Raw genomic sequence first — 23,609 nt, forward strand, 5'->3', positions numbered from 1 at the left:
TCCTCCTTTATTTGGATTTCGACGATTCGTTCGGCGAGGATTGATTATTCTTCAAACCAGGCCAATAACCTTTTCCAATTCCCCGCGCTAGGCCATGACCCGTACCAATCCATACGTCGTCTCCCTGAAACTCGACGCAAATCATAAAATGATTGGGTAAAGATAGATTCGTAGTTTCGGCGCGGATTTCCTGGTTGCCAACGAGAACATGCGCCGTCCAGGTTTCCGCGTCTTCACGGTCGCGCCGATAGGTTACCCACGTATCGGAATCGAAATCCGCAATCGTCGCCAATCCCAAATCGGTGCAGCTGTAAGCCGACGTTCCGCTGCGTCCCTTTATGAAATTGATGAAACTGCTGGCTAGTCCGCTGTCGATTTCAGTATACCCCCGCCAATGGCGTCCATCGTAGCGGCTCATTCCAAAATAGGTAGAAACCCAAAGGACGTTGTCGATGTAAGAGGCGGCGGTGGTAATAATGTGGATCAAGCCGTCGTCGCGGTAGAGATCGATCTCCATCTCCCGGTCGGGATCGTGATGGGCGTCCCATTTTTTCGTCTTGACGTCCCATTCCAGAATGCCTCCGCCCCAGACGGCGCAGTAGACTTTATCCTCATGGGCGTCGACGTTGTAACACCAGATTTCATCCATCGGCGCATTTTTTTCCGTGAAGATTTCCCATTCGCCGGTGACGGTGTTGTAGCAGCTCATCCCCGCCGTCGTCGCCGCCCAGAGGTTGTCGTTTTCCATCGATACGCCGTAAACGACATCGTTGACGAGGCCGCTGTTCAGCTGGTGGAAATGATCGAAGCGTCCGCCGCTGAAGCGAGCTACGCCGCCGCCGAACAAGGCCAGCCATACGTCGCCCGTCTTTTTGCTTACGGTAATGCCGGTGATGACTCTCCAAGGCAGGCCGTCTTTTTCCGTCCAGCGCTTCCAAATTCCTTTTTCATATAGGGCAAGTCCGTTTTCCGTACCCACCCAAAGGCGATCGCCATCGGCTTTGAGCGAAAAGATATGGTCGTTGGGCAAGCCATTTTCTTCCGCGTAGAAAGTTTCCCACTCTTTATAGATAAATGGTTCGCCCGCCAATTGGGGAAGTTCGGCTTTCTTCTCTTCGCTCCATCCCAGCGAGAAACCGATGGACAATGCGATAAAGATCCATGCCATACGCTTCATCGTTATTCTCCATATTACAATGTTTTTAAATATTCGATTAAATCCTTCAACTGATCCTTGGTCATATCGTTGGTCACGCCATGCTCGTCGTAGGGATTGAATCGAGTCCAAATTTCTTCCAACGTTTCCGCCCGTCCATCGTGCAGGAAAGGCGCCGATTCGTAGATATTATTCAACTGGGGCACATCGAACTTATCGTTCGTATCCAACCATGATTTCGATCCAACGACTTCCACGTTGCGATTCGTAAAAAAGGGAGCGGGATGGCAGGTTACGCAACGTTTCTTGACGGGAATTTCCTCGCCGCCGTTTGTGCGATCGCGTTCGAAAAGAAGTTTTCCGTTCCATTGCGCCGGGGTTAATTCCGAACCGGCGCGGTAACGGTTTGGGGGAAGAGGAATCGTGCAGATATAACGATCGAGCGCATTGGCTTGTTCCAACGTAAAGGGATCGCTGCGCGTAAAAAATACGGCCAACCGGGGGCCGCATTGGCGCCGCAAGCTGGGATTGGTTCCTTCCCACTTGAAAGGCGCGGTATCCAGAATGCCGCGCAAAGTGCGGTTATCGACGGGATTGAAGCCGACGCCGTCCGGTTCGATGTCGTAAGTGATGCCGTCGATGCCGCCGTCGGGATGGCAGGAATGGCAGGAAAACTGCCGATTGAGCGTAATTTCTGCGCTATGGAATATTCGTTCTCCTTCGCGTTCGATAGTGATTTCCTGCGGTCCGCCAAGAGATATCGTTTTGACGCGTTCCTGTTTCGCAATATCAATAACGGACACAGCGTCGTCCAATCCATCCGCTACATAGACGAATTTTCCATCGGGAGAAACCGCCATGCCTCGAGGACTGCGGCCTACGGAAATTCTTTTCAAGACGTATTCGACGCTTACGCCAAGATTGTTGGGAAGTTTGGTTCGCCGGTATTCGGGATCGGCGCCGTCGAGAAGCGCTTTCATCTTTTCGATGTCGATTACAGCCACGGCGTTGATGCCGCCCCCGGTTACATAAGCGTATTTCCCATCCGGCGCGAATACGACGTCGGTGGGATCGGCGAAATAACCGTCGATTTCGTCCAATAACAACTGATCGACCCGCCCGTCCTTCCAGAGAACGCCGAAGCCGTTATTCATCACCCATCCTTGAATAACGCGGGTCATCGGAACGAGATTCTTGGTGCGTATCAAGGTAACGAGCGCAAATTCCCCATCCGGCGATACGTCGACGCCCTGAACCATGTTGGCTTCGGGAATCACAATCCGGTTTTCAACGAAGCCCGTACCGGAATTGATGACAGTAACCTCAGAGCGACAGGGTGTGCGGAAAGGAATGAAATGGGACAGATTGTTGGTTAAGTAAAACCGCTTTCCATCCGGCGAGCGGGCGATTCCCCAAGCGCCCCGCCCGGCGGAGAGGCGCTTCGCTTCCGCGCCCCGGCGCAAATCCACAACGGAAACGTCATAGGACCCGGCGTTAGCGACGTAGAGATAATGGCCATCCCCATCGGTCATCAGCTCATGGGGTTCGTCGCCGACGGAAATGTGGAATAACACCCCCAAAGTGGCGGCGTCAATGACGGAAACCGTATCCGAACCGCGATTGCTGACGTAAAGAAATTTTTCGTCCCGAGAAAGAGCGATATCGTGCGGCTGATCCTGGACTTCAAATTCGGAGACGATCTCGCTCGTTTCCGGATCCAAGACGATGACGCTGTCGGAGGCTTCGCAAGCGACGTATAACCGTTTGCCGTCGCGGCTGAATTCCAAGTTGAAAGGAGTTTTATATTTTCCAATAAACGCCGCCTTTCTTTCCGGCGGTTTGCCGTGTTCGATCTTCTTCCACATAGCGTCGAAGTCGAACGGCTTTCCATCGATTTCTTTGGGATGGCATTTCAAGCAGGTCTCGCGATCGGCTTTCTGCAATCCGGCCTGACGAGCGGCGATGGGATCGTTCATCACCGCTTCGGGAATATACTCGCTGCCGGGGCCGTGGCAGCTTTCGCACTGGACTCCCTGGCCTATATCGAAAGACTCCATAAATCTTCCCGCCGGTTCGCCGCCGCCGGTGGAATGGCATTTCAGACATTCCGCCGCTTCCTGGGGATTGCTTTCGATTCCCTTGTTTCTGGCAATCTCTTCCGCCTTCGTAGTTCCCAGAATCGCGTAGGCGTTGGCATGGGAAGAGAGGCGCCATTTGCTGAAGGGATACCCTTTCTCTTCTCCACGATGGCATTTGGCGCAAACCATGACGCCGACGTATGTTGGTCCGGGCAAAGGTTCGATGGAAGGAGTCTTTATTTTGATCTCGCCGCCTCTGCCGGAATGATCGATTTCGCAAAGCGCTTGCTTGAAATCGAATTTCTTAACCTTAATGACGGCGGTGTGGGAGCCTTTTTCCTTATGGCATACTAAACAGGTGGTTTCATTACTGGCGTTATCGTCCGGCATTCGCAATCCGGCTTTCATAGCTTGCTCTTTATTCGCCATGACGTTTTCTTCCGAATAGGCGCTGCCGGGGCCGTGGCACATCTCGCATTGTACGCCGTCTTCAATATAAAATTTTTCGTCGCGCTGCCATGCCTCCGTCTGGGAAGCCGTAGCGTGACAGCCGAGACAGATGGGGCTATCGAATGGATCGACGGCGATTCCGGAAAGCTTGGCGATTTCTTTGGCTTCGGGCATCGCCAGCGCGGCGTAGGCGCGGGAATGAGCGGAGAGACGCCAGGGATTGAACTGGTTGCGCTTGCCCATGATGTTATTATGGCATTGGCGGCAAGCCGTTTCTCCCACATAGTACCTTTCCAGCGGTTCGGCGGACTCGACGCTCGCCGTCCCGGCGGAGACGATCGCGGCGAGTAGAATAAGGGCGAATAGTCGTCCCATCGTGCGCAACTCCCCTCTACGAACCGGATTCGGATGGTTCCTTCACAGTCAACACTTGATCGGCGGCTATGTTTTCCAAGACTTGGACGGCGCCGCTGGGCCAACGCAATTCAATGCGCTCGGCGCGATCCACCGTTCCCAAGCCGAAATGGGCGCGGTAATCGCTTTGCGAAAGATAGCCAGAACTGCTGGCGATATCCCGCGTCTGCGTTTTGCCCCCCGCGGTGAGACGGATGCGCGTCCCAATGCCGTCGCGGTTGCTCTGAGTTCCTACAGTATGAATCTTCAACCAATGGCCGCGGTTGCCGCCGTCGTTGTGTAATAAGCGAGGCCGGGCATTCAAGTTCAGGATCAATATATCCAGATCGCCGTCGTCGTCGTAATCGCCCACCGCCGATCCCCGGCTGACGAATTTGTCCTGAAAATCCTTGCCGCATTGGGCGGATATATCTCGAAACCGCTTCCCTTCGATATTTTTAAACAACAAATCCTCTTCCGGTTCCAAATGGTGGCTATCGCCGTTGCTTATGAAGATGTCGATATAACCGTCATTATCGTAATCGAAAAAATTTCCCGACCAGCTCGTGTATTGTCCCACAACAGCCGCGATGCCCAATTGAGCGCTTTTATCCTCGAATAAACCTTGGCCAGTATTTATATATAGACAACAAAAACTCATATCGGGAACGAAAAGGTCGATGAGTCCATCTAGGTTAATATCCCCAAATTCCGGCCCCATCGCGGAAGTGGCCTCGCCGTTTTGGCCGAAACCCGTCGCCGTCATCAACGCAATGTCGGTAAAGGTTCCATCGCCGTTATTCTGGTAAAGATAATTCTCCATGGCGTCGTTGGCGACGAAGATATCCTGGTCTCCGTCATTGTCGATATCGCAGGCGGAGACGCCCATCGCCCGCCCTTCCGGATTGTAAACGCCCGCTTTTTTCGTTACGTCTTCAAAGGTCCCGTCTCCCCGGTTGTGGTAAAGAGTATCGGGTTGGCCTTTATAAGCCAAAGGGCCGGGAAACGCATCGGCGGGGTAATAATATTTGTATTCGGGATCGTAGGCGACGTAATGGCCTACATAAAGATCGAGAAAGCCGTCCTTGTCGTAATCCAAAAAAACGCAGCCGATTCCCCATAGGTCGCTTTGATCGCTTTCAAGCCCCGCCTCCTTTGTATAATCAACGAAAGTTCCATCGCCGTTATTCCGGTAAAAAACGTTGCGCCCATAATTGGTAACCATAAGATCGGCGTCGCCGTCGTTGTCGTAATCGGCCGTCAGGCAGGCCATGCCGTAGTTCTTATCGCCGATGCCCGCTTCTTCCGTCGCGTCGGTAAAGGTTCCATCGCCGTTGTTGCGGTAAAGGGCGTTGGATAGTTTTCCCTCCATTATGCGCCCTTTCACATGGCTGACGCCTTTGAGATAAGCCCCATTCATCAGATAGATATCCAGATCGCCGTCGCCATCGTAATCGAAAAAAGCGCATCCGGCGCCGGTGCCTTCGATGATATTGCTCATCTCATCGTCGCCGATACTGTGAACGAAATGAATTCCCGCCTTTTCGGTCGCATCCGCAAGTTGGGGAACGGCTTCTTCGCTGAAGCCGTTTCTATTGGCTAACGCCATCAATAATAACAGGCAAGGAAGGATGATTCTCACCACATTTCACCCCCTTCAAGTTTTTCGTTCTGAGTTTTGGCGTACTCCTGAGAATACGTCCGGCTGTCCCAGGCAGCGCCCATATCAGTCCATTCGACAAACAATCTGCGTTCGAGCTCCTCAAGCGGTTTCTCCGTCGGCATCAGTTTGGGAAGAGGGGAATATTTTATCGCTTCGGACGAATTCGTTTCCATGCGTTTACCGAAAAGATGCCAAATTAAGGGACTTTCGCGGGCAGAACCCGGTTTCACGTAATATTCATCCTTACGATCATCGATAGCGGAAAGAAGAGCAATATAAGCTTGGCTGTACGAATCGCCGCCGCGTTCGACAAGTTGACGAACATCGAGATTCGGCGGCGCTCCGCCGGACGAGTGACATGACGCCGTGGAGCATTTAGCTTCTACGATTGGAGCGATGTCATGTTTAAAATCCACCGTCCGCCGCCGCGCAGGAGGAAGAAGCAACTCCACTGCTGGCTTAATTACAGCATCCGCTAAGCGATTGGGTGGGGAAAGTTCGAGATCCTCGTGACAGCCCGTGCACCCCCGCGATTCTCGCGGCATTACCCACGTCCAGGAGCGCTGAGAGATGAACGCCATGCCGTTCTCATCCAACGCCTGGAAAGCGATAGGCGTCCGGGCGGGAACTTGAATATGAAACGAACCGTCCGCTTCAATAGGAATATCCCCTAAAATTCTTTGCAGACTTAAACTAGGAATGGAAAAATCATCAGCGTCTTTCTCCGAAAAATCGCAAAGGGGATATCCCGGCAGTCCCTCAACAAACGGCAATCCTTCAATCACCCGCAAACGCTTGATTGCGCCTGGCTTGATATCCCGCAATTCGGGCCGGTCGCTGGCGTAGGCGTTCAAACAATAAAAAACGCCCACGGTTCGCTTCTCGTCGACGACGGTAGCGCGCCCTTTTACCCGCGCATGAGGCGCGAGGAATTGCGCATCGATGCAATGCCAACCCGGCTCGGATGCTATGGGTTGGAGCAGATCGCCAAAGCGATAGATAGCGTAACTGGAATCCAGCGAATTGGCTCGGTGCGATACATACAATAATTGTTCGCCATGATCGCCAGATAGAGGGCAAGGGGAATGATAGAATCCATCACCCGCTGCGGCGAGAACTTCATGAGTATGCAAAGGACGGCGCAGGGAGACGCAAGCCAAATCGCCCCCGCCCAGCCAGGAGTTGCGGTTCGATTCGATGAAATAGACGCGCCCGCTGGGGGAAAAGCGCGCCATTTCTTTGAATAAAGGCGGTTCGCCGCCGCCATAAAACAAAAGTTGATCCGTCCCGTCGTTGCTGATTTCCAATAAGGACAAACGTCCCAACGGCGTATTGGGCGATCCGTCATTTTTCCAGCTGGTATACGCCACCCGGCCATTGGGCAGCACTTCGGGGTCGAAATCGGAATTTAAATTGAAAGTAATGCGCTGAGCGTTTCCGCCGTCCATATCGCAAACATAAAGCGAATAGGCGGAACCCAAACCGTTTTCATTGCGCCAGCCGTGATCGGCGCTGACGAATACGATGCGGTCGGCGGGCGCCGGATCGTTCAGGTGGAAGAGAGCGCCTACATAAAGGGGAGAGACGCAATCGCGCAGTCCTGTGGGCAATAGGCGTTTATTGGAGCCGTCGCGATCCATGCGCCATAGGCTCCAAGAATCATCCTTACTCTTTTTCCCGGCGAATAGAATCGTCTCGCCGTCGAAGGAAACGGCAGGGTCTTTGGCGGAAACAAATTCCGGCGTTAGAATCGCGAGATCGGATCGATCGGGAAGCAGCGCGGCGATGCGGCATCCATCGACATACCGGTCGGAAGGAACGAAATAAGGACGCCCCGCCGGTTCGGCGGAAGCGGGGATTTGAACGAAAACGATTCCCGGCGCTGCTAACGCGCCTTCAGTACATTCCCCAATGATTAAGAAAACCATCCACCCCAACAAATAACCAACCATTCTACAAACGCCCATAAATGTCCCTAGCGCGCCGGGAGTACGGCGCTGGCATCGATTTCAAACAACAATTCCTCGCGGCAAACGTCAGCCGCCATGCAGACGGCTTGTTCCACCTTATAGCCCATACGTTCGGCTACGCGGTAAAACGCATCGATATCTTCCGTCCGCTTCACGAAAACGGTTGCTTGGCAAATATCGCCGAGACCCGCCCCGGCGGAAGCGAGCAACGCTTCCACATTCTCCATTGTGCGAACGACCTGGCGCTCGGCGTCTCCGGCGTAAAGGCTTACCCCTCTTTCATCGATAGAAGCGGTGCCGGATACAAAGAGGCATTTCGATTCCGCTAAGGAAACCGACAATCCCCGCGAGAAAGCCGATCCATAATCAGGCGCTTCGTTTTGCTTGGGATTAATCATCCGTTTTACTTGGAATGGACGTCTTTCCAACGGCTTCATCGCCAATAAATCGAGCGTACAGCGCGCGCCGCGCGGATTTTTGCCTTCGATGCCGGTGCTGGCGGGAATGATGCCGGTAACTTGGCCGTTGAACAATCCAATATTGTGATAAATCGTATTGCGGGCTTTATTGAAATCGTTATACCATCCCAAGATGTCGTCCAAATAAAACCAAGTGCGCTTCACATCGGTAAACGACCAATTCGACTCCCTAAGAATTTCATTGGTCAGACGGATGGTTTCGCAAGTTTCTACCGAACGGTCGGCGGGAAGCGCATCGATCAAACGTCCTACATCGGAAAGAAAAATATGCTGCGCTTCGCTTCCTTGATAATAACGTCCGCAGATTTTATCGCCGCGCCGCAATAAGCGCGTTGAATTGCCATCCGCTGGGGAAACGGCGATGGCGTGCAGCCCCGCCCAGAACATCGGCGGAATGGGCTTCCCTTCCACAAAGGTTGCAGGGGACAAAACGGATTCGCCGAGTGGCTCCATGACGGAAGCGCGAAGTGAACGGATGCGTTCGGCGTCAGCTAGGGAAGCATATACGCGTTCCTGCAAAAGAACGGATCGATGGCTTTGAAGATAATCGGCCAATTCGCCGTAAGCCTGTTCGACGGAGCGGTCAAACGCCTCGCCAGGTTTGGGCGTAATCGTCAGAAATTGCAAGTCCCCAATTTTGTCGGATACATAAAACATAAGATGCCTCGCCGCAAAAATCGATTATATCCCCATTCCCAATTCATTCCATAGTTCGATTCAATCGAATCGTCATTCTGGCTCACCCGGTTTCGTTGCATCCCCCAAATCCAACTTCCTAGAAAAAGAAAAAGTCCCCTTTCCCTTATGCTGGACGTTTCGCAACTTTCTCGAACGCCATACTACCAAGTTCCAAGCAAATCCTCAAGACCTTCTTAGTTCAATCCGTAAATCTGTTATCCGTACTTTTTTTTCTTTATTGAATCAATTAAATGACTGTATTTTTATCATTTTTACTTTAATTAGATTTAATTTATTGACGAAAATCTGAATTTAAGATTTACTATGTATTAATTACAATCATCGATTCGGAAAGGCTGCAATGATATGAGCATATTACGCTTCAATAGATTTTTGGGTAGAGTCCTATCCTTCGCTTTATGGGCAACGATTTTCGGCGCAACCGTTCAAGATATCTATTCCCAAACAAATTCAACGCTTTTGCGTCCTATGTCGGAAACGCCTACATCAACGCCAATGCCGAAAGAAACGCCAACGGAGACGCCGACGCCATTCTCTACGCCCATTTCAGTACCCGCGTCCTCATTCCTCGTCCCCAATATCCAAGGAAAATTCATTACGTTTTGCAATAATGAATCTAGCCTGAGGATGGCCATCGATCCTTGTACGGGAGAATTGTTTATTCACGAAGAAGTTAGCACTATTAAACATCTTATCTATGGACCCATCGATCCTAGTCATCCGCCTATCGATACGCAAAGCGCTCCAATCTACGCCGAATTGCCACGGGTATCTCCATCCAACTCCTATAGCGTTCGCGGCATGATCATGATGCCAACGGGAGATCTTTTTCTATATACCAATCGTTTAGAGGCGAATTTCCTAATTTCTAAAAATAATTCCATTACGAGTCTATCTATTTCTCCTCAGTTGCCGGATGGGCGGGAATTCTTCGTGTTTCAGGATCTTTATATTGTGAAAGAAGGCGACGTTATCCCCGGAACCCGACCAGGAAGATTGATCGGTTTAGTTTTTTTTCGAGAAACGAATGAATCCGACGTAACAAAAAATCTTTACACGTTCTACATTATCGATCTTGAAATCGCAGGAGAAGAAATGCGCGCAAATGTTCTTGCTTCTTATGAGATATACGACGGGTATCCAGAATCCTTTTGTATCGGCTCGGATCGGCGGCTTTATATTATCATAAGGGGGAATGCGGATAGCTCGTTGTTTTTTGAAGGAGTTGAAAGATATCCTATTATCTTTCGTTTAGAAGCGGACGCTTCGTTTACGCAAGTGTATGAAGAGCCGCCTCAATTCGGGTCTCCTGCCTGCTTGACATTCTGGCCGAAGGACGGCGCTTTTTATTTCTTCTTGGCTAATCATCCATACGTTAGATTGCGTTTGCGCAGGGTGCATCCATTGGAAGGCATCCCCATTACAATCTTTGAGTCGGAATGGTATAACGAACCATCGTGGCATTACAACACTTCCCTATCTTCTATAGACGGCGAATATCTTTACATCTTCGATAAAGATCAGAAGGGCGGGAATAAAAAATTTATCAAAGAACTCTCGTTAACATCCCCTTTCCCCGCATTGACGATCGATCCCGACGCGATGCAGGCGCATCCTTTCCCCACGGCATTGCCCCAAGGCCCCACACTTACGCCTACCTTCACTCGCACCCCTACCGCGACGCCTACTTTTACGTCTACGCCTTCTATGACGCCGACTCCAACACTTTACATACCAACTCCCACGCCGACTCCGATTCGCGCTTGGTTCGTTCTGGACGGATACGGCGGCATCCACTCGACGAATCCCAACGTGAAGCCTCCTCTCCTGCCTTATTTCGCCCCTTTTAACATTGTCCGAGATATTGAACCGGATCCGCTGGGCCGGGGCTGGTATATGCTGGATGGTTTCGGAGGCATTCATACATCTTCTCCCGATCTACCCAAACCGGCGGAATTGCCCTATTTCGGTTTCGACATCGCCCGCAACCTGGAAATTGCGCTTATGGAGGAGGGATTGCAATTCTACTTGCTGGACGGCTACGGCGTCGTCCATACCACGGACAAGCATTTCGATTACGGTGGATTGCCTTGGCTGAGCATCGATAGTGCTCGCGACCTGGAACCGGACCCGAACGGAAACGGATGGCTGATGTTGGATAGTTTTGGATATATTTATTCAAGCCAAAGAGGAGGATACGATCTGCCGTTGTTAATCCCTTGGTTCTGGGACCCTAAAATCCGGGCTTTCGTCCGTTTTCCCGATGAAACGACGGTTGTCACCGATGGCTATGGGGGACGATACACGAATCCTTATCACCCCGCTATGGATTTACTCAACGGCTTGCCGCCGAATTTCTATTTCTCCGGCTTCGACATCATCTGGGACATCGAGGTTGTTCCCTATCAAGAACCGCAATGAGCAAAGATCACTCAATCCCGCCGCCGGAGCGGACGACGAGTTCGCCATTCGAGGTTAGGCCGTTGCTGGCGTTGTAGGGAACGCCCCAGGTAGTGTTAGGCATGTCGCCATCCGGGCCGAAACCCAGCAACACCCACTCGAAGGGGCGCAATGGCCGGACGCCGAACATATTCGTCGTGTTCTGTTTGGGATTGTAGACGGGAATATAGAAGCCGCCGATATCGGCGTCGAGCACTTCGAGATCGCCGTAGATGTAGGCCTTGAAATTGACGTTATTGCCGCCATGCACATTGACGCCGTACTTTTCGATAAAGGGATCGTTGGGAACGGACGACATATAGGAAATGGGCGTCGTCAACGGAGCGAGCACATCGGAGCTGGTTCGTTGCAATTGGTTGGATACGAAGCCCACGCCATTGAAGACCTCCTTAATCCGCTTCGTCGCCCATTCGTAGTCGTCGTCCCACAAATCGACGAGCATGACGCTCTTGTCCATGCGCAGCATTTCGATGGCCGTGCCGATGTTCTTCATATCGGCGTAGCTGCGCGCCACTTTCGCCCGCACTTGGGCGTTGAGAAAATTGGGCACGGCGATGGCGGCGAGGATTCCTATGATGGCGACGACGATCAGCAGCTCGATCAACGTGAAGGCGGAATTCCGTTTCATGTGAACAAACCTTCTCATTCAAGAGTTGGAAAACCAGATTTCGATTTCCCTTGTCCCAAAAAATGGGCGAAGATAATTAATCCATATCATATTCGAAATTATAATGTGAAGCATAGAGCGTAAAAAAAATACTACCCTACGCATTAATTCTTTGCCTGACGATTCGTTTCTCTTCCCAGTTTGGTGGATTGCAATAAACTGAATTTTTCTTGTTATCGAAGAGGAAAAGCCATGCCATCCGTCTCTCAAAGAAAGAAAAATCCGGTTATCGTCTTCCTTTTAGAAATCGCCTTTGGTCTCTGGGTTTTCATAATCCTATCTGCGCCATGGATCGTAATTCCCAACCGCGTAGGCGACGTTTTAGTAAAAAAATACGCTATTTGTTCTTCCATTAAAGATTTTTTCTCGATCGGGAATCGATACGTAAAACCGAAAGAAGCCAACGATAAATGATCGAGGCATCCATTCGCGTCCTATTCGCCGCATTCCTCGTCGTATTCTATTCGGCGGCGGCGTTTTCTTTAGGTTCGACAGCGTTGCGGCGGCTGGGTTTTAGCGATCAGGACCAGCAAGAGCTGTCTTGGGCGGGGAGAATAGGAACGGCGTTTATCCTCGGAGAAGGTCTCTTAGCCTCCGTATGGCTGATTTTATCGATGCTTTACGGCTTCACGCCTTTCTTTATTTACACCCTTCTTGTTCTCTGTTGCATTCTCGGATATCGAGAAGCGTTCTATTTTCTCGCGAAAGGGGCGCAACGCCTTCGAACTGTTTTTTTCGATTTTCAACAGGAAAAAAGAACCTGGAAAATCGTTATTCTGCTCGCCGCCGCATGCGTATTGATTTTTCTGCCCAAGACGCTTGATCCACCTTCCCATGACGCGATGAGTTTATATATGGCTGTACCGAAACTTATCGCCTCAACGCATCGCCTTTGTTCGTGGGATGGCCCTATATACGAATTGCTTGGCTATCAAGGAGAAATGCACTACGCAGCTCTATTGTCCATTGGAGGGGAATACGCCGCAAAGATGTTGACCTGGCCCACCGCGTTAGCGGCGGCGGCGCTCTTGTGGGCGATGGCTTCTCGCGCCGGTTTGAGACGCCGGGGGCAATGGATGGTCATGAGCATGCTTTTCTCGTCCAGCGGCTTTACGCTTTTTATAGGAGACGGGAAAGTGGATATGTTCACGGCGGCTTTGGGACTCGCCTCCCTCTATTGGGCTTTGGAAATCAGGGGATCTGGCTCGCGGCTGGCGATTCGAATTGTTGGCTTGGCTGGTGGATTCGCCTCCGTCGCGAAATTGTCCTATATCGCTACGCTCGGCCTGCCACTTTTTCTGATAGTTATATGGCGTTCGCTCTTCTGCGCCAATCCCACCAACGCTTCTCGGCTGCGCATGCTGACAGTAACGCTGTTTAGCGTTGCGCTTTGGGCTTCTCCGCCAGCGATTCTGCAAATGGCAAAAACCACCGTACTTTTCCAAGAACCTCTAGCTCCCTTCATCACTTTTGGGGATCATTCAAGTCAACAAGTTCTCTCCGTGGATATTTTTTCACCCTCCGAAAAATGGCGCACGGTTCTCTTCTATCCTTTTTTCTTGACCTTCGGACGTTGCGACACGCAATACGGCCACCTTTCGCCGCTGGCGTTGGCGTTTTTACCATTGGCTTTTCTATTGCCAAAGCCAAAAAAGTTAAGCCAATCCCTTCTTTTCATGCTTTCCTTGGCGTCATTGGCGGGAGTGGCGTTTTGGGCGGTATTTCATATATTTCCCGCTCCCCGTCACTTTCTCCCTCCATTGCTTACCTTGACGCTCCTGCCCGCCAAAGGCGCAGAAAAAGCGTCGCTCGCCTTGATTCCAAAACGATTCGTCAACATCGTTATTCTCATTGCCTTATTCGGCGTTTTATTGAAGACGCTGGGCATGGAAAGTTGGCATCTGAAATCGACAGTCCATTACGTCCTAGCCGGAAGCGAACATTATTCTCATCCCGCCTGGCAAGCCGCCAACGCCGTCAATCAAGCCGCCCAGCCCGGCGACCGCATTGCTCTTTCATTTTCATTTCCCTATTTATTCAATGGTTATCTGCTTAAAGATATCGTATCGGGCAATGAGTGGAACCGTATCGTTACCGAGTCGGACGATTCAAAGAAGTTATGGGATGAATTATATAAAACCGGGGCAAAATATTTTATTATCGACAAATTATGGTCTCGGAACACATTTAAATTCAAAACCAGCGTCGATCCATCGCAAAAACCAGATTGGCTGCAAGTGGAAGAAATTTTTCGCGATTCCGGCGGCCGTTATTGGGTATATCGCATAACCAAGTTGAATTCATCGTCAACGCCTTCACCATGACGGCGTCTGGGCCGCTTCTTCCGCCGTTCGGGAAATATTCAATCCGTAATACATGGCCGATCCTCCCCCTAAAGAAATAGCCAATAACAAACTGAGCGATTGCCAGATGAGAGAAAAAGCCACGGCTTCCGATTCGGCGATGTCAAATAGACCGAGAGCCAGAATGCACGCCGCCTGGTAAACGCCGATATACCCTGGAGAAGAGGGCAAGGATGCGCCCAGAGCCATGAAGACGCCCGTTGTAACCGCCGCGATAAAGGGCAAATTCCATCCCATCGTCCATAGCATGAGATAGATGCCCGACAGATCGAAAGCGAAACATGTGGCGGCGATGGCGAAGACGAGCAAAAACCGAAAGGGATTGCGAACGTTTTCCAATCCATCGATGATCTGTTCTCCCCAATCCGTAAATCGCTTGCTTTTATCGCCCAGCCGATTTTCCAACCATCCGATCATTGTTTTAATCTTCGAACCGCTGAGAAGAAAAACTGCCATTAAAATCAAAGCCGCGATGCCAATGAAAATGCCTTTACGAAAGGATGCGTAAAGGGGATTTTGCGGCAGCGAATACGTCAGTAGCCATAGCGCGATTAACGCCAGCGCCGACATATCCATTAACCGGTCGATGACGGAAGCTGCCGCCGTTTTCAAAAACGGAATGGCGCGCTGGCGGCTGATAACGACGATTCGCGCCATCTCTCCGGCGCGGGCGGGAAAGATGTTGTTGAACAAATAGCCAATTTGCAGCGCCCGCCAATAGTGGAGCCAGGGCTGCGACGACCATTCCGACAATAACGCCCAGCGCAAGGCGCGCAAGAAACCCGCCGTAATACAGACGGCGACGGCGGGGAAAATCCACCGCCATTGAATTTTCTCAAGGGCGCCGAAAAATTCCTTCCATTCTAAACGGTAAAGAATTATCCCCAATAGAAGAAGGCTTAGGGCGAAGCCGATGATTATGCGAGTTTTTCCATTTTGAATTTTCACAAACGATCCTATTATTTTATCCATCAAATGATAGAAATCGTAGGATGGGTCATGTTTTTCGACCCATCAATTACTCCATCCCAAATTCTTGATGGGTCAAAAAACGCGACCCATCCTACTTTTCTAACCACATGTCGCATGTCACTGTTTTTCATGCAGCCGGATTCCCAAAAGAGACAACTGATGCGCCGCAATCGCCATCACCGACATCACGTCCTGAATCTCCCCCCGCCGGATCATTTCCAAGCATTGGGATAAAGAAAACCAGGCGATTTGAATCACTTCTCTTTCGTCAATCTCCGCATTAGGAACCGCTTCAAAATGGGAACTGGAAAAAACATGCGTGGGATTGTCGAACGTGTCCATTCCCGGCTGATAATAAATCAGCGGTGAGAGTTCCCGGCAGCGCAATCCCGTCTCTTCGAGTCCCTCTCGGATGGCGGCCTCTTCCGGCTTTTCCCCCTCGTCGATCTTCCCGCCGGAAATTTCCCACGACAAGCCGTTAATCAACTGCCGGTATTGTTGAACCAGAAGAATCGAATCGTCCCGATGAATCAGCAATCCCGAACGCGGCCCGTGCTTGATGACGAAATACTCCTTAGCGTATTCGCCGAAGTCCACCTTCGTCCGTTCGATGGAGTAATGGGGATTGCGATATTCGATTTGCAGGATTTTACGGGACAATGGCGGATTCATATAACATACTTTCATGACCATCGTTCGGATCGCCAATTTCTATTCGTCTTTGACGCGAATGGGAGTTTTATCGAATAAGGATTTATGGGAAAAATAGATTTCGTAATACAGTTTAAAAAACGTCGTTACGACTTCGCGGAAATTCTTGAAGGAAAAGGAGGTGCTGCCTTCCAAGCCTCTCGTTTCATAGTAGGGTATTTCATAGTAAGAGCAACCCGACCGCAAGCATTTCACGGCCATTTCCGCCATATAGCTGAAACGCTTGGATTGAATATGGAAAGTCCTAAGCCTTTCCGTCGGATACATGCACCCACCGTTGATGTATTGAACGTAAATATTGAAAACAATGATATAAATCAGACTGAACATGCGGGAAAGAATCAACCTCTTTCTCCCGCGAATTTCGTTGTTCATCATATAAAGAAAGATGACGTCCGCCTTATCGCGATGGTGGAAAAGCAATTTGATGCTGTCGAGGGATACGGGATCGTCGCCGGAAATAATGCTGAATCGAGGATATTTCGCGGTCGCTATCGCTTCCTTCAAGCCTTGGCCGAGACCTTGATTGCGCGGGTGATGGATGGAGCGGATAAAGCTGTATTTCGATTCGAGTTCCTTGATAACCTCGCCGGTTCCATCCGTGCTGCCGTCGTTGACGATGATTAAATCGAGGGGAATGCCGCCGAGGCTATTCGCCGCTTCGATGATTTTCAGCGCCGTATTTTTCAAATGTTTTTCTTCGTTCAACGCGGGAATGTAAATGGAAATCATCGCAGAGCAACTCTTTTCCTCGATGAAAAACTTCTAATCTTTCGAACGAAGCGATTCTAGGGATTGCTGCAAGAATAATCGCAAATCTGCATCGCTTTTAGGCTCCCAAGCGGGAAAATTATTTTCTTCAGGATAGAACGGACCCGCCGCCGCTTCGTGAATCACGGCGAAATCGGACAATAAAACAACGGAATGCCATAATGAAGAAGAGATGCGGTATATGAAGGTTTTTCCGCTTCCTCTCGGCCCCATTTCGATTTTGTTAATCGCTTTTCCTTCCTCGTCGAAAAGAAGGACGGCCAAATCGCCCTCGATGACATGAAACGATTCGCTTTTGCCTACATGCCGGTGGGGACGAACCAAAGAATCCCGGCAAAATGCGATGACCATTTCCTGCACCAAGTCTTTATGGTTGCGATGAAGGCAAAGGCGCGAACGCCTTCGCGGCGAAGCCTCCGCTTCCTGCTTGAGTTTCGACAACCAGGCTTCATCGACTTCGATAATGTCCTGTTCGCAAAAAAACGCTTCCGCCATTAAACGCCGCTCCGATAGAATTCTTTAATTTGCTTTATGACGTAATGGATGTCGTCTTCCGTTAACTTTTCATGGCAGGGAACGCACAGAATCCGCTTCAACAGCCGTTGCGCGTTGGGATATTCTCCCTTTACGCCGTTCCGATAAGCCGGTTGTTCGGGCATCAATATAGGATGTTGGATTTTGGTCTCAACACCTTGGGCTTCGAGAAAAGTTTTCAATTCGTCTCGTCGGGATGCGCGTATGGTGAAGGTATAATAAACATTCCATTCACCCGCCGATTCGCACGGCAAATCGACGATTCCCGCCAATTCTATTTGATAAATCGCCGCGAAGCGTCTTCGCGTTTCGATAATCTCTGACAATCCGCGCAAACGTTGCAGGAGAACGGCGGCTTGGATCGTATCCATCCTTCCATTGAGACTGGTTTCGTAGCACGTCTCGCGGTTGACAACGCCATTATACCGCAGGTAAATCAGCCGGTCGTAAAGTTCCTTTTCATCCGTCACTACAACGCCCGCTTCCCCGCAAGCGGCGAAGACTTTCATAGGATTCATGCTGAAACAAGCGATGCGGCCATAAGAACCTGCAACTTGGTCATTCAATCGCGCGCCAAAAGCTTGGGCGGCATCTTCGATCACTATGAGATTATGCTTTTGCGCCAGTTCCATGATTTCCGGCATGCGGCATACCTTGCCAGTATAGTGCACAGGAACGATGGCTTTCGTTTTGGGGGAAATGAGTTTTTCGATGCTTAGCGGATCGATATTCAAATCGTCGCGGATATCGGCGAAAACCGGCGTCGCGCCTGTCATGGCTATAGCGTTAGCAGAAGCGATCCAGGATAAAGAAGTAGTAATGACTTCGTCTCCACGTCCAAGATCAAGACTTTTTAAACCTAAGTATAAAGCGTCCGTCCCGGAATTGACGCCGACGGCGTATTTCCTTCCACAATAAGACGCGATGGCTTCTTCGAATTCCTGAACTTCCGGACCTAGAATGAAGCGTCCATGAAGAAATACCTTATTGATCGCTTCTAACAAATCGTTTCGAGATTGATCGTCGAGGATGCGCAAATCTAAAAAAGGTACTCGTCTTTCCATTATCATTCATCACCAAATCGAAGATGCTCGGTTTGAGATCGATCTTCGTCTTTATTCCGTTAATTTGGGAGAAAAACCAATGGCGAAATAATACCACGCCATTTTGGAATATCCCGTGTGAACCAGTTCGTCATTCATGGTGAACGCAATCGTGCGATGGTAATATTGATCGATCAAAGTCATCAACTCTTCTTGCTCATAACAATGAACATGGGATGCTTGGCTTAACGGACTTTGATAAGGATAGGAATAAATGCTTGGCGAGCCGATGACGATCATTCCATGTGGCTTGCATCGGGAAGCCATAGCGGCGATCAATCGATTCCCTTGCTCTACGGTCAAGTGTTCGATGACGTCCAGGGCAATAACTACGTCGAATTTTTCTGGAAGATTCAATTCGAACAAGTCGCCTTGAATAAACTTGCAATTCGAACGCCGATTGATAGATCGCGCCTCTTCTATTTCCGTGCATTTCAATTCGACGCCCGTGGCTTCGGTGCAATGCTGACTGAGAAAAATGCAGCCGAGTCCAGACCCCGAACCGATCTCCAATAGACAGTCGCTTTTCTTGATTAACCGGGCGACGAATTTATATCGCGCTAACCGGATCAGAAACCGCAGCATATCCTTTTCAATAAAACTGGCGTATTCCGGCGGCAGGGTGATCGGCGGATGCTGGGCGTATAATTCCTGCACCAATTTCTTATATTGTTCCGGATCGGCGTTGTAGGTCCCGATATCAATATCCATTGCCTTGTTCTTTCAGTTTCTTTTCCCATTCCAACATATCTTGACGGCGATCTTTGAGCCTAATGGCGGGAACGCCCGCATAGACGCCCCACGGTTCCAGGTCTTTGTTGACGAGAGAAAGCGCGCCGACCGAGCAGCCTTCACCCAACGCGCAAGCGGGAAGCACGACGCTTCCCGCTCCAATCAGGACGTGCTTTCCGAGAGTGACTTTCCCTTTCTTCCCCCCAGTCATTTCCGGCGGAACTATCGGCCCTGAAAGAAATTCTCCCGAATAGTCATCGCTAGAAGTAAATATTTTCACCCCCGGCGCCAAGGTGACGAAATCTTCCATAACAAGGCCGTACTTCGCACCAATAAAACAGAAATTGGGGATGCTTACATAATGGCCAATCTCTAACGGCCCCGTAGCGATGATAATGGTAAAGTCGTCAATGCGAACATGATCGCCTAGCGATATATTCTCCACGCCGTAAACGCTGGCGCGGTTATGGATTTTTATATTCTTGCCCAGTCGGCGAAAACCGTAATTTTTTAGTTCGTTTTCGGTTAGGTATTCCCCGCCAAGATTCATTTTTTTCTCAGTTCTAATCTAATAAAAAGGGTATTTTAAACCAGTCAAATAGAAACTACGGCTTGCATTTCACTAAGCACCGCCCCGTAATCTCGCCCTTCGTCATTTTCTCGATGGCGATGTTAATGTCGTCTAGGTGGAAATGGTCCGTAATCACTTCTTTCAAGTTCAATTTCCCCGCCTGGCATAATTTGATGTAGCGGGGAATGTCCTCCGTGGGATACGTTTCGCCGCCTTCGGAGCCGGTGATGATTTTCTTGAAGTGAATCGGCAGAGAATAGATAGTAATATTATTCCCTTTTTTGGGAACGCCTACCAATACGACTTTCCCTTGCGGTTTGGTCAATTCATAAGCCAGTTCGATGATGCGCGGTTGGCCAGTGTTATCGATGGCGACATCCACGCCTGCGTTTTCCACGATCTTCTGGATTTCTGTTTTCGCATCCGTTTTGTTGGAATTGATAATGTGGGTTGCGCCCAATTTGGAAGCCAGCTTTAACTTGTCGTCGAAAAGGTCGATGGCGATAATGGGATAGGCGGAGACCATCGCCGCCGCCTGGACCATGTTGAGGCCGACGCCTCCCGCTCCGAAGATAACGACAGATTGGCCGATCTTTACTTGAGCGTTGTTGTTGATGACGCCTATAGCCGTCGTAACGGCGCAGCCGAAGAGGGGCGCGGTCTGCTGGTCGAAATCCTTGGGAATGGGCGTAATGCGGTTTTCCGAAACGATGGAATATTCGCTAAAAGTGGTCACCCAGCCGGAATTGACGCGCTGGCCGTTCCAATCGTAAGCGGGGGGATTGGCTTGGATTCCCTTCCCTTTCCGCCAATGCAGCACTACAAGATCGCCGGGTTTGGCCGCCGTAACGCCGGGGCCGGTTTCGATCACCGTTCCCACGCCTTCATGACCCAGCAGATGGGGCAGGAACTTATCCGGTCCCTTGGCTGCCTGGATTTCGTTAATCTGCGCGCCGCAGATGCCGCTGTAATGAATCTGCACCAAAACCTGGCCGATATCGAGTTGCGAAGGCAGAGCGATTTCAGCGATGGCCAACGGCTGGTTGGATTCCACCAGTATCGCCGCCTTCATGGTTTTCACGGATGTCATTCGATGTCTCTCCCGGTTGTTATGTTCCTGCTCAAGGGCAGAAAAAACCTTGCCCTTGGCGCCCATTATTTTAGAAATAGAAATTACTCGAAATAGATAAATTCGTAGTCGCCTGTATATCCGAAATGGCGGTATAGCCAAATCCATTCCGCCGTATCGAAGAAGGATTCGCAGGTCAGCGCCCAGCATTGCAGGTTGAATTGCTCCAGCTCGTTGCGGTAGCTTTCCAGCATCACATAGCGGTTAACGCCCACGCGCTCGATTTCCCGCAGCGCCGTCTCTAGCTCGAAAATGCGCAGGTTATGCAGGCAGCCCAGCGAAATCGCCAGGTCGAAATAATTATCGCCCCAAGGATAGGCGTCCTGCGCGCGATAGCGGATCAGATGATCGCGGATGCCTTCCGGCGCGTCGGCGAGGCCGTGGCGGGAGATGTCGAAGCCGACGACTTCGGATTCGGGCAGTAATTGCTTCAGTTCGTAAAGCAAATGCGCCTTGCCGCAGCCCACGTCCAAAATCTTGGCGTTGGATTTCAAGTTATAAATGTCGATTAACTGCTTAGCGACGACGGACCAACGCCCGTCGTATTTATAACCGCCGTAGCCATAACGGCGGTCGCCGTCCCAATAGTCGTATTCGTATTCCTTCGCTTTCAACATGCAATGGACTTTATCGTCAACCATGCGGTCGATATACGCCCGTTTCGCTCTTTTGTGCAGAGGAGTAACGATGTTCAACAAACGGCCCATAAGCCTTCTCCTTCTAGTTCTGAATATTATTCGCTCATTTTACGCATTTCCATTCCCTCGCCCTTTGGGAGAGGGTTAGGGTGAGGGGGCTAAGTTTAATCTTATCAGCCCTCACCTAACCTCTCCCAATCTTGGGAGAGGGATAGGGAAAACAGCAAAATCATAATAAAATGGTCTTCGTGCGCAACATGCGTTATTTAGTCACCCTCATTTCCACAAACGGCGCGGCATTCAAATCGATTTGGCCGAACATGGCGCGCGCCTTGGCGAGTTGCGCCTCCTTGACGGCGTCGAAAACTTCCGGTGAAGAAGCGAAGCGGCGGCGGTCGGCGCCGACCTTGATAAATTCGTTTAAAAGGATGCAGCACCATTTGACCTGATAGACGGGCCGCAAAAGCGCAATGCGCCGCAACAGGATTTCCGGCTTGGAAATATCATTAACTATAATATCAATAAAAAAAGGATGCAATGATCGCGGGATGGGCGTTCCCACATGGCATAAGAAATCGCAGACCATCTTAGCGGCGTCGTCCCAACCGGCGTATTCGAAATCGAGAAAGCGAATGCGTCCTTCCGGCGTCAACAAGGCGTTATGAAAACCAAAATCCGATGGCGAAAGGCAGCGTTCGTCATGAGTCAACTCCCTTTCCATGGCGGCAGGACCGCCAGCAGATCGGTTGACGGCTTCTTTGATTCGCGCCCATATTGTTTTCATTTCATTCTGGATGAAATCTCTCGCCGCGCCGTCTATGGGTGATGCATCTTTCACGGCTTCCAACATTTGCAGACGGCGGTCGACGCAACGCAGATGGCTCGCCAGGCTGAAGCACGCTTCCGAGCCGATGGGCAGCATTTGCGCTTCCGGCGCTTCTTTATGGCGATTTACCTCCCGGAAAAAATCGACGGCGATGCGAATTTTTTCTTCCGTAATTTCACTCGCCTGCAACCGCCGCCCTTCGACGAATTCATACAGTCCCATACCATGCTCGGAATCCCGCGCCAAGGGTTGAGGCAAAGCGCGCAGCCCTTGATTCCAGGCGAATTGCGTAAAGCGAAATTCGGAATCGAGCCGGTCGCGAGGATCGTTTTCATGGCGAAAATAGGCTTTGAGAAAATAACGGGATCGATCCAATTCGATGCGGTAGCCGCGATTGTTGCCGCCGCCAGGAACGGGATGCAGCGAAAAATCGCCGTTCAGACCGGCGGACTTCAACAAGGAGGGAATAGCGGCTTGAATTTCGGATTCCGTAATCACGCCAACGCCTTTTAATTAATTAAAAAGTAGGATGAGTCGCGTTTTTTGACCCATCGGTTTTCAATAATGGATGGGTCAAACGGCATGACTCATCCTACGCTCGTAATCCCTAATCGATTCGAAACCAGCTGCTTCTCAATGAGGAAATTATCTCTTCCCACGAATGAAAGATCGAATAATCGCCGTCGGAAGAATATAGATAATGAGGATCGAATAAAACCTTCTTCACTTGAGATGGAAACTGCGCATGGCGCAGACATTCGGGAAGATCGTCGATAAACCAAGAACATCCCAACTCGGCGATGCGCTCCAGTTTTTTTTCCAACGTTAATTCGAAAAATACTTGCTCCCGCGATAATCCGATCCCGTCTTTTTCGTAAAAGCCATTCTCTTCCAGCCAAGCTTGCGCGCTTTGATGAAGATCGCAACGCGGCCCGATGACGGGATAGCGGGTTTTAAAACTGACGATGCAAGGCTTAACGCCCCAAGCGCAACAATCGCGGAAAAAATCGGCGACTCCAGGATAGGGCTGCGCTTCCAACATGCGCAAACCGTAGACGCGCCCTTGCAATTCCGTCCAGTCGTCTTCCCTTCCCTGGCGGCGCAGGTAATCCCGTACTTCGTTTTTTGAATCAGGAACGTCTTGAGGGATCAATCCCAATTCCATAGCGGCGCGATGGAAGAGGCCGTCGTAACACACAATTGTATTGTCGAAATCGATTCCGATGAGAATCCCAGGCATAGAG

20 protein-coding genes are annotated in these 23,609 nt (G+C 50.5%); 3 read left to right on the forward strand and 17 right to left on the reverse strand.

Annotated elements, in window-relative coordinates; translation table 11 throughout:
- Positions 1 to 7: 7 nt before the first annotated feature.
- From AB1656_18260 to AB1656_18280, 5 genes are read right to left on the reverse strand one after another with little or no spacing between them, the layout of a single operon-like run.
- Positions 8 to 1,177 carry a two-component regulator propeller domain-containing protein gene (locus tag AB1656_18260; GenBank protein MEW6237329.1) on the reverse strand — a complete coding sequence of 390 codons (1,170 nt, stop codon included), beginning with the start codon at positions 1,175 to 1,177 and terminating at the stop codon, positions 8 to 10.
- A 14-nt stretch (positions 1,178 to 1,191) separates the two neighbouring features.
- Positions 1,192 to 4,059 (reverse strand): multiheme c-type cytochrome, encoded by a 2,868-nt coding sequence (locus AB1656_18265; protein ID MEW6237330.1) that lies wholly within the window; start codon positions 4,057 to 4,059, stop codon positions 1,192 to 1,194.
- A 16-nt stretch (positions 4,060 to 4,075) separates the two neighbouring features.
- Complete coding sequence (locus AB1656_18270; protein ID MEW6237331.1) at positions 4,076 to 5,722, reverse strand: CRTAC1 family protein; 1,647 nt, start codon at positions 5,720 to 5,722, stop codon at positions 4,076 to 4,078.
- Positions 5,716 to 7,692 (reverse strand): hypothetical protein, encoded by a 1,977-nt coding sequence (locus AB1656_18275; protein ID MEW6237332.1) that lies wholly within the window; start codon positions 7,690 to 7,692, stop codon positions 5,716 to 5,718. The genes AB1656_18270 and AB1656_18275 overlap by 7 nt, the downstream gene beginning before the upstream one ends.
- A gap of 23 nt (positions 7,693 to 7,715) precedes the next feature.
- A complete protein-coding gene (locus AB1656_18280) occupies positions 7,716 to 8,846 on the reverse strand; it encodes a Rid family hydrolase (protein ID MEW6237333.1) in 1,131 nt (376 codons plus the stop codon).
- 387 nt (positions 8,847 to 9,233) lie between these two features.
- Between AB1656_18280 and AB1656_18285 the strand changes: the two genes are divergently transcribed.
- Positions 9,234 to 11,309: a hypothetical protein gene (locus tag AB1656_18285; GenBank protein MEW6237334.1), complete on the forward strand. Its 2,076-nt coding sequence runs from the start codon at positions 9,234 to 9,236 to the stop codon at positions 11,307 to 11,309.
- Positions 11,310 to 11,316: 7 nt separating this feature from the next.
- Here the strand turns inward: AB1656_18285 and AB1656_18290 are convergent, their stop codons facing one another.
- Positions 11,317 to 11,976, reverse strand: coding sequence for a prepilin-type N-terminal cleavage/methylation domain-containing protein (locus AB1656_18290; GenBank protein MEW6237335.1), 660 nt, complete (start codon positions 11,974 to 11,976; stop codon positions 11,317 to 11,319).
- Positions 11,977 to 12,207: 231 nt separating this feature from the next.
- On the opposite strand from AB1656_18290, the gene AB1656_18295 reads away from it, so the two are divergent.
- Together AB1656_18295 and AB1656_18300 are read left to right on the forward strand one after the other, a co-directional pair.
- Positions 12,208 to 12,429: a hypothetical protein gene (locus tag AB1656_18295; GenBank protein MEW6237336.1), complete on the forward strand. Its 222-nt coding sequence runs from the start codon at positions 12,208 to 12,210 to the stop codon at positions 12,427 to 12,429.
- The gene (locus AB1656_18300) at positions 12,426 to 14,339 is read left to right on the forward strand and encodes a hypothetical protein (protein MEW6237337.1); all 1,914 of its coding nucleotides are present in this window, start codon (positions 12,426 to 12,428) and stop codon (positions 14,337 to 14,339) included. The genes AB1656_18295 and AB1656_18300 overlap by 4 nt, the downstream gene beginning before the upstream one ends.
- On the opposite strand, the gene AB1656_18305 is transcribed toward AB1656_18300, so the two are convergent.
- The 11 genes from AB1656_18305 to AB1656_18355 all read right to left on the reverse strand — a co-directional run bounded on the left by AB1656_18305 (position 14,331) and on the right by AB1656_18355 (position 23,605).
- On the reverse strand, positions 14,331 to 15,326 hold the full coding sequence (locus AB1656_18305; GenBank protein MEW6237338.1) for a lysylphosphatidylglycerol synthase transmembrane domain-containing protein: 996 nt from the start codon (positions 15,324 to 15,326) through the stop codon (positions 14,331 to 14,333). The genes AB1656_18300 and AB1656_18305 overlap by 9 nt on opposite strands.
- Positions 15,327 to 15,467: 141 nt before the next feature.
- Positions 15,468 to 16,037 carry an NUDIX hydrolase gene (locus tag AB1656_18310; GenBank protein MEW6237339.1) on the reverse strand — a complete coding sequence of 190 codons (570 nt, stop codon included), beginning with the start codon at positions 16,035 to 16,037 and terminating at the stop codon, positions 15,468 to 15,470.
- Positions 16,038 to 16,061: 24 nt separating this feature from the next.
- Entirely contained in the window at positions 16,062 to 16,793 is a 732-nt protein-coding gene (locus tag AB1656_18315; GenBank protein ID MEW6237340.1) for a glycosyltransferase family 2 protein, read from the reverse strand.
- Positions 16,794 to 16,826: 33 nt separating this feature from the next.
- Positions 16,827 to 17,327 (reverse strand): WbuC family cupin fold metalloprotein, encoded by a 501-nt coding sequence (locus tag AB1656_18320; GenBank protein MEW6237341.1) that lies wholly within the window; start codon positions 17,325 to 17,327, stop codon positions 16,827 to 16,829.
- Complete coding sequence (locus tag AB1656_18325) at positions 17,327 to 18,430, reverse strand: DegT/DnrJ/EryC1/StrS family aminotransferase (GenBank protein MEW6237342.1); 1,104 nt, start codon at positions 18,428 to 18,430, stop codon at positions 17,327 to 17,329. The genes AB1656_18320 and AB1656_18325 overlap by 1 nt, the downstream gene beginning before the upstream one ends.
- 51 nt (positions 18,431 to 18,481) lie before the next feature.
- Positions 18,482 to 19,180, reverse strand: coding sequence for a class I SAM-dependent methyltransferase (locus tag AB1656_18330; protein MEW6237343.1), 699 nt, complete (start codon positions 19,178 to 19,180; stop codon positions 18,482 to 18,484).
- The gene (locus AB1656_18335) at positions 19,170 to 19,751 is read right to left on the reverse strand and encodes an acyltransferase (GenBank protein ID MEW6237344.1); all 582 of its coding nucleotides are present in this window, start codon (positions 19,749 to 19,751) and stop codon (positions 19,170 to 19,172) included. The genes AB1656_18330 and AB1656_18335 overlap by 11 nt, the downstream gene beginning before the upstream one ends.
- 55 nt (positions 19,752 to 19,806) lie before the next feature.
- Positions 19,807 to 20,862, reverse strand: a complete 1,056-nt coding sequence (locus AB1656_18340) for a zinc-binding dehydrogenase (protein ID MEW6237345.1) — start codon at positions 20,860 to 20,862, stop codon at positions 19,807 to 19,809.
- Positions 20,863 to 20,945: 83 nt separating this feature from the next.
- Positions 20,946 to 21,608, reverse strand: coding sequence for a class I SAM-dependent methyltransferase (locus AB1656_18345; GenBank protein MEW6237346.1), 663 nt, complete (start codon positions 21,606 to 21,608; stop codon positions 20,946 to 20,948).
- Between the two features lie 193 nt (positions 21,609 to 21,801).
- On the reverse strand, positions 21,802 to 22,863 hold the full coding sequence (locus AB1656_18350; GenBank protein ID MEW6237347.1) for an aminoglycoside phosphotransferase family protein: 1,062 nt from the start codon (positions 22,861 to 22,863) through the stop codon (positions 21,802 to 21,804).
- 109 nt (positions 22,864 to 22,972) lie between these two features.
- Positions 22,973 to 23,605, reverse strand: coding sequence for a hypothetical protein (locus AB1656_18355; protein MEW6237348.1), 633 nt, complete (start codon positions 23,603 to 23,605; stop codon positions 22,973 to 22,975).
- Positions 23,606 to 23,609: the final 4 nt, after the last annotated feature.

This window comes from Candidatus Omnitrophota bacterium, assembly GCA_040755155.1.
Classification (GTDB): domain Bacteria; phylum Hinthialibacterota; class Hinthialibacteria; order Hinthialibacterales; family Hinthialibacteraceae; genus JBFMBP01.

Excerpts from the sequence above, each read along its gene's own strand:
- AB1656_18325 (MEW6237342.1), bottom strand. The coding sequence starts at position 18,430 with ATGGAAAGACGAGTACCTTTTTTAGATTTGCGCATCCTCGACGATCAA.
- AB1656_18295 (MEW6237336.1), top strand. The coding sequence starts at position 12,208 with ATGCCATCCGTCTCTCAAAGAAAGAAAAATCCGGTTATCGTCTTCCTT.
- AB1656_18310 (MEW6237339.1), bottom strand. The coding sequence starts at position 16,037 with ATGAAAGTATGTTATATGAATCCGCCATTGTCCCGTAAAATCCTGCAA.
- AB1656_18285 (MEW6237334.1), top strand. The coding sequence starts at position 9,234 with ATGAGCATATTACGCTTCAATAGATTTTTGGGTAGAGTCCTATCCTTC.
- AB1656_18345 (MEW6237346.1), bottom strand. The coding sequence starts at position 21,608 with ATGGGCCGTTTGTTGAACATCGTTACTCCTCTGCACAAAAGAGCGAAA.
- AB1656_18355 (MEW6237348.1), bottom strand. The coding sequence starts at position 23,605 with ATGCCTGGGATTCTCATCGGAATCGATTTCGACAATACAATTGTGTGT.
- AB1656_18275 (MEW6237332.1), bottom strand. The coding sequence starts at position 7,692 with ATGGTTGGTTATTTGTTGGGGTGGATGGTTTTCTTAATCATTGGGGAA.
- AB1656_18280 (MEW6237333.1), bottom strand. The coding sequence starts at position 8,846 with ATGTTTTATGTATCCGACAAAATTGGGGACTTGCAATTTCTGACGATT.
- AB1656_18335 (MEW6237344.1), bottom strand. The coding sequence starts at position 19,751 with ATGAATCTTGGCGGGGAATACCTAACCGAAAACGAACTAAAAAATTAC.
- AB1656_18315 (MEW6237340.1), bottom strand. The coding sequence starts at position 16,793 with ATGATTTCCATTTACATTCCCGCGTTGAACGAAGAAAAACATTTGAAA.
- AB1656_18260 (MEW6237329.1), bottom strand. The coding sequence starts at position 1,177 with ATGAAGCGTATGGCATGGATCTTTATCGCATTGTCCATCGGTTTCTCG.
- AB1656_18290 (MEW6237335.1), bottom strand. The coding sequence starts at position 11,976 with ATGAAACGGAATTCCGCCTTCACGTTGATCGAGCTGCTGATCGTCGTC.
- AB1656_18320 (MEW6237341.1), bottom strand. The coding sequence starts at position 17,327 with ATGGCGGAAGCGTTTTTTTGCGAACAGGACATTATCGAAGTCGATGAA.
- AB1656_18340 (MEW6237345.1), bottom strand. The coding sequence starts at position 20,862 with ATGACATCCGTGAAAACCATGAAGGCGGCGATACTGGTGGAATCCAAC.
- AB1656_18265 (MEW6237330.1), bottom strand. The coding sequence starts at position 4,059 with ATGGGACGACTATTCGCCCTTATTCTACTCGCCGCGATCGTCTCCGCC.
- AB1656_18300 (MEW6237337.1), top strand. The coding sequence starts at position 12,426 with ATGATCGAGGCATCCATTCGCGTCCTATTCGCCGCATTCCTCGTCGTA.
- AB1656_18330 (MEW6237343.1), bottom strand. The coding sequence starts at position 19,180 with ATGGATATTGATATCGGGACCTACAACGCCGATCCGGAACAATATAAG.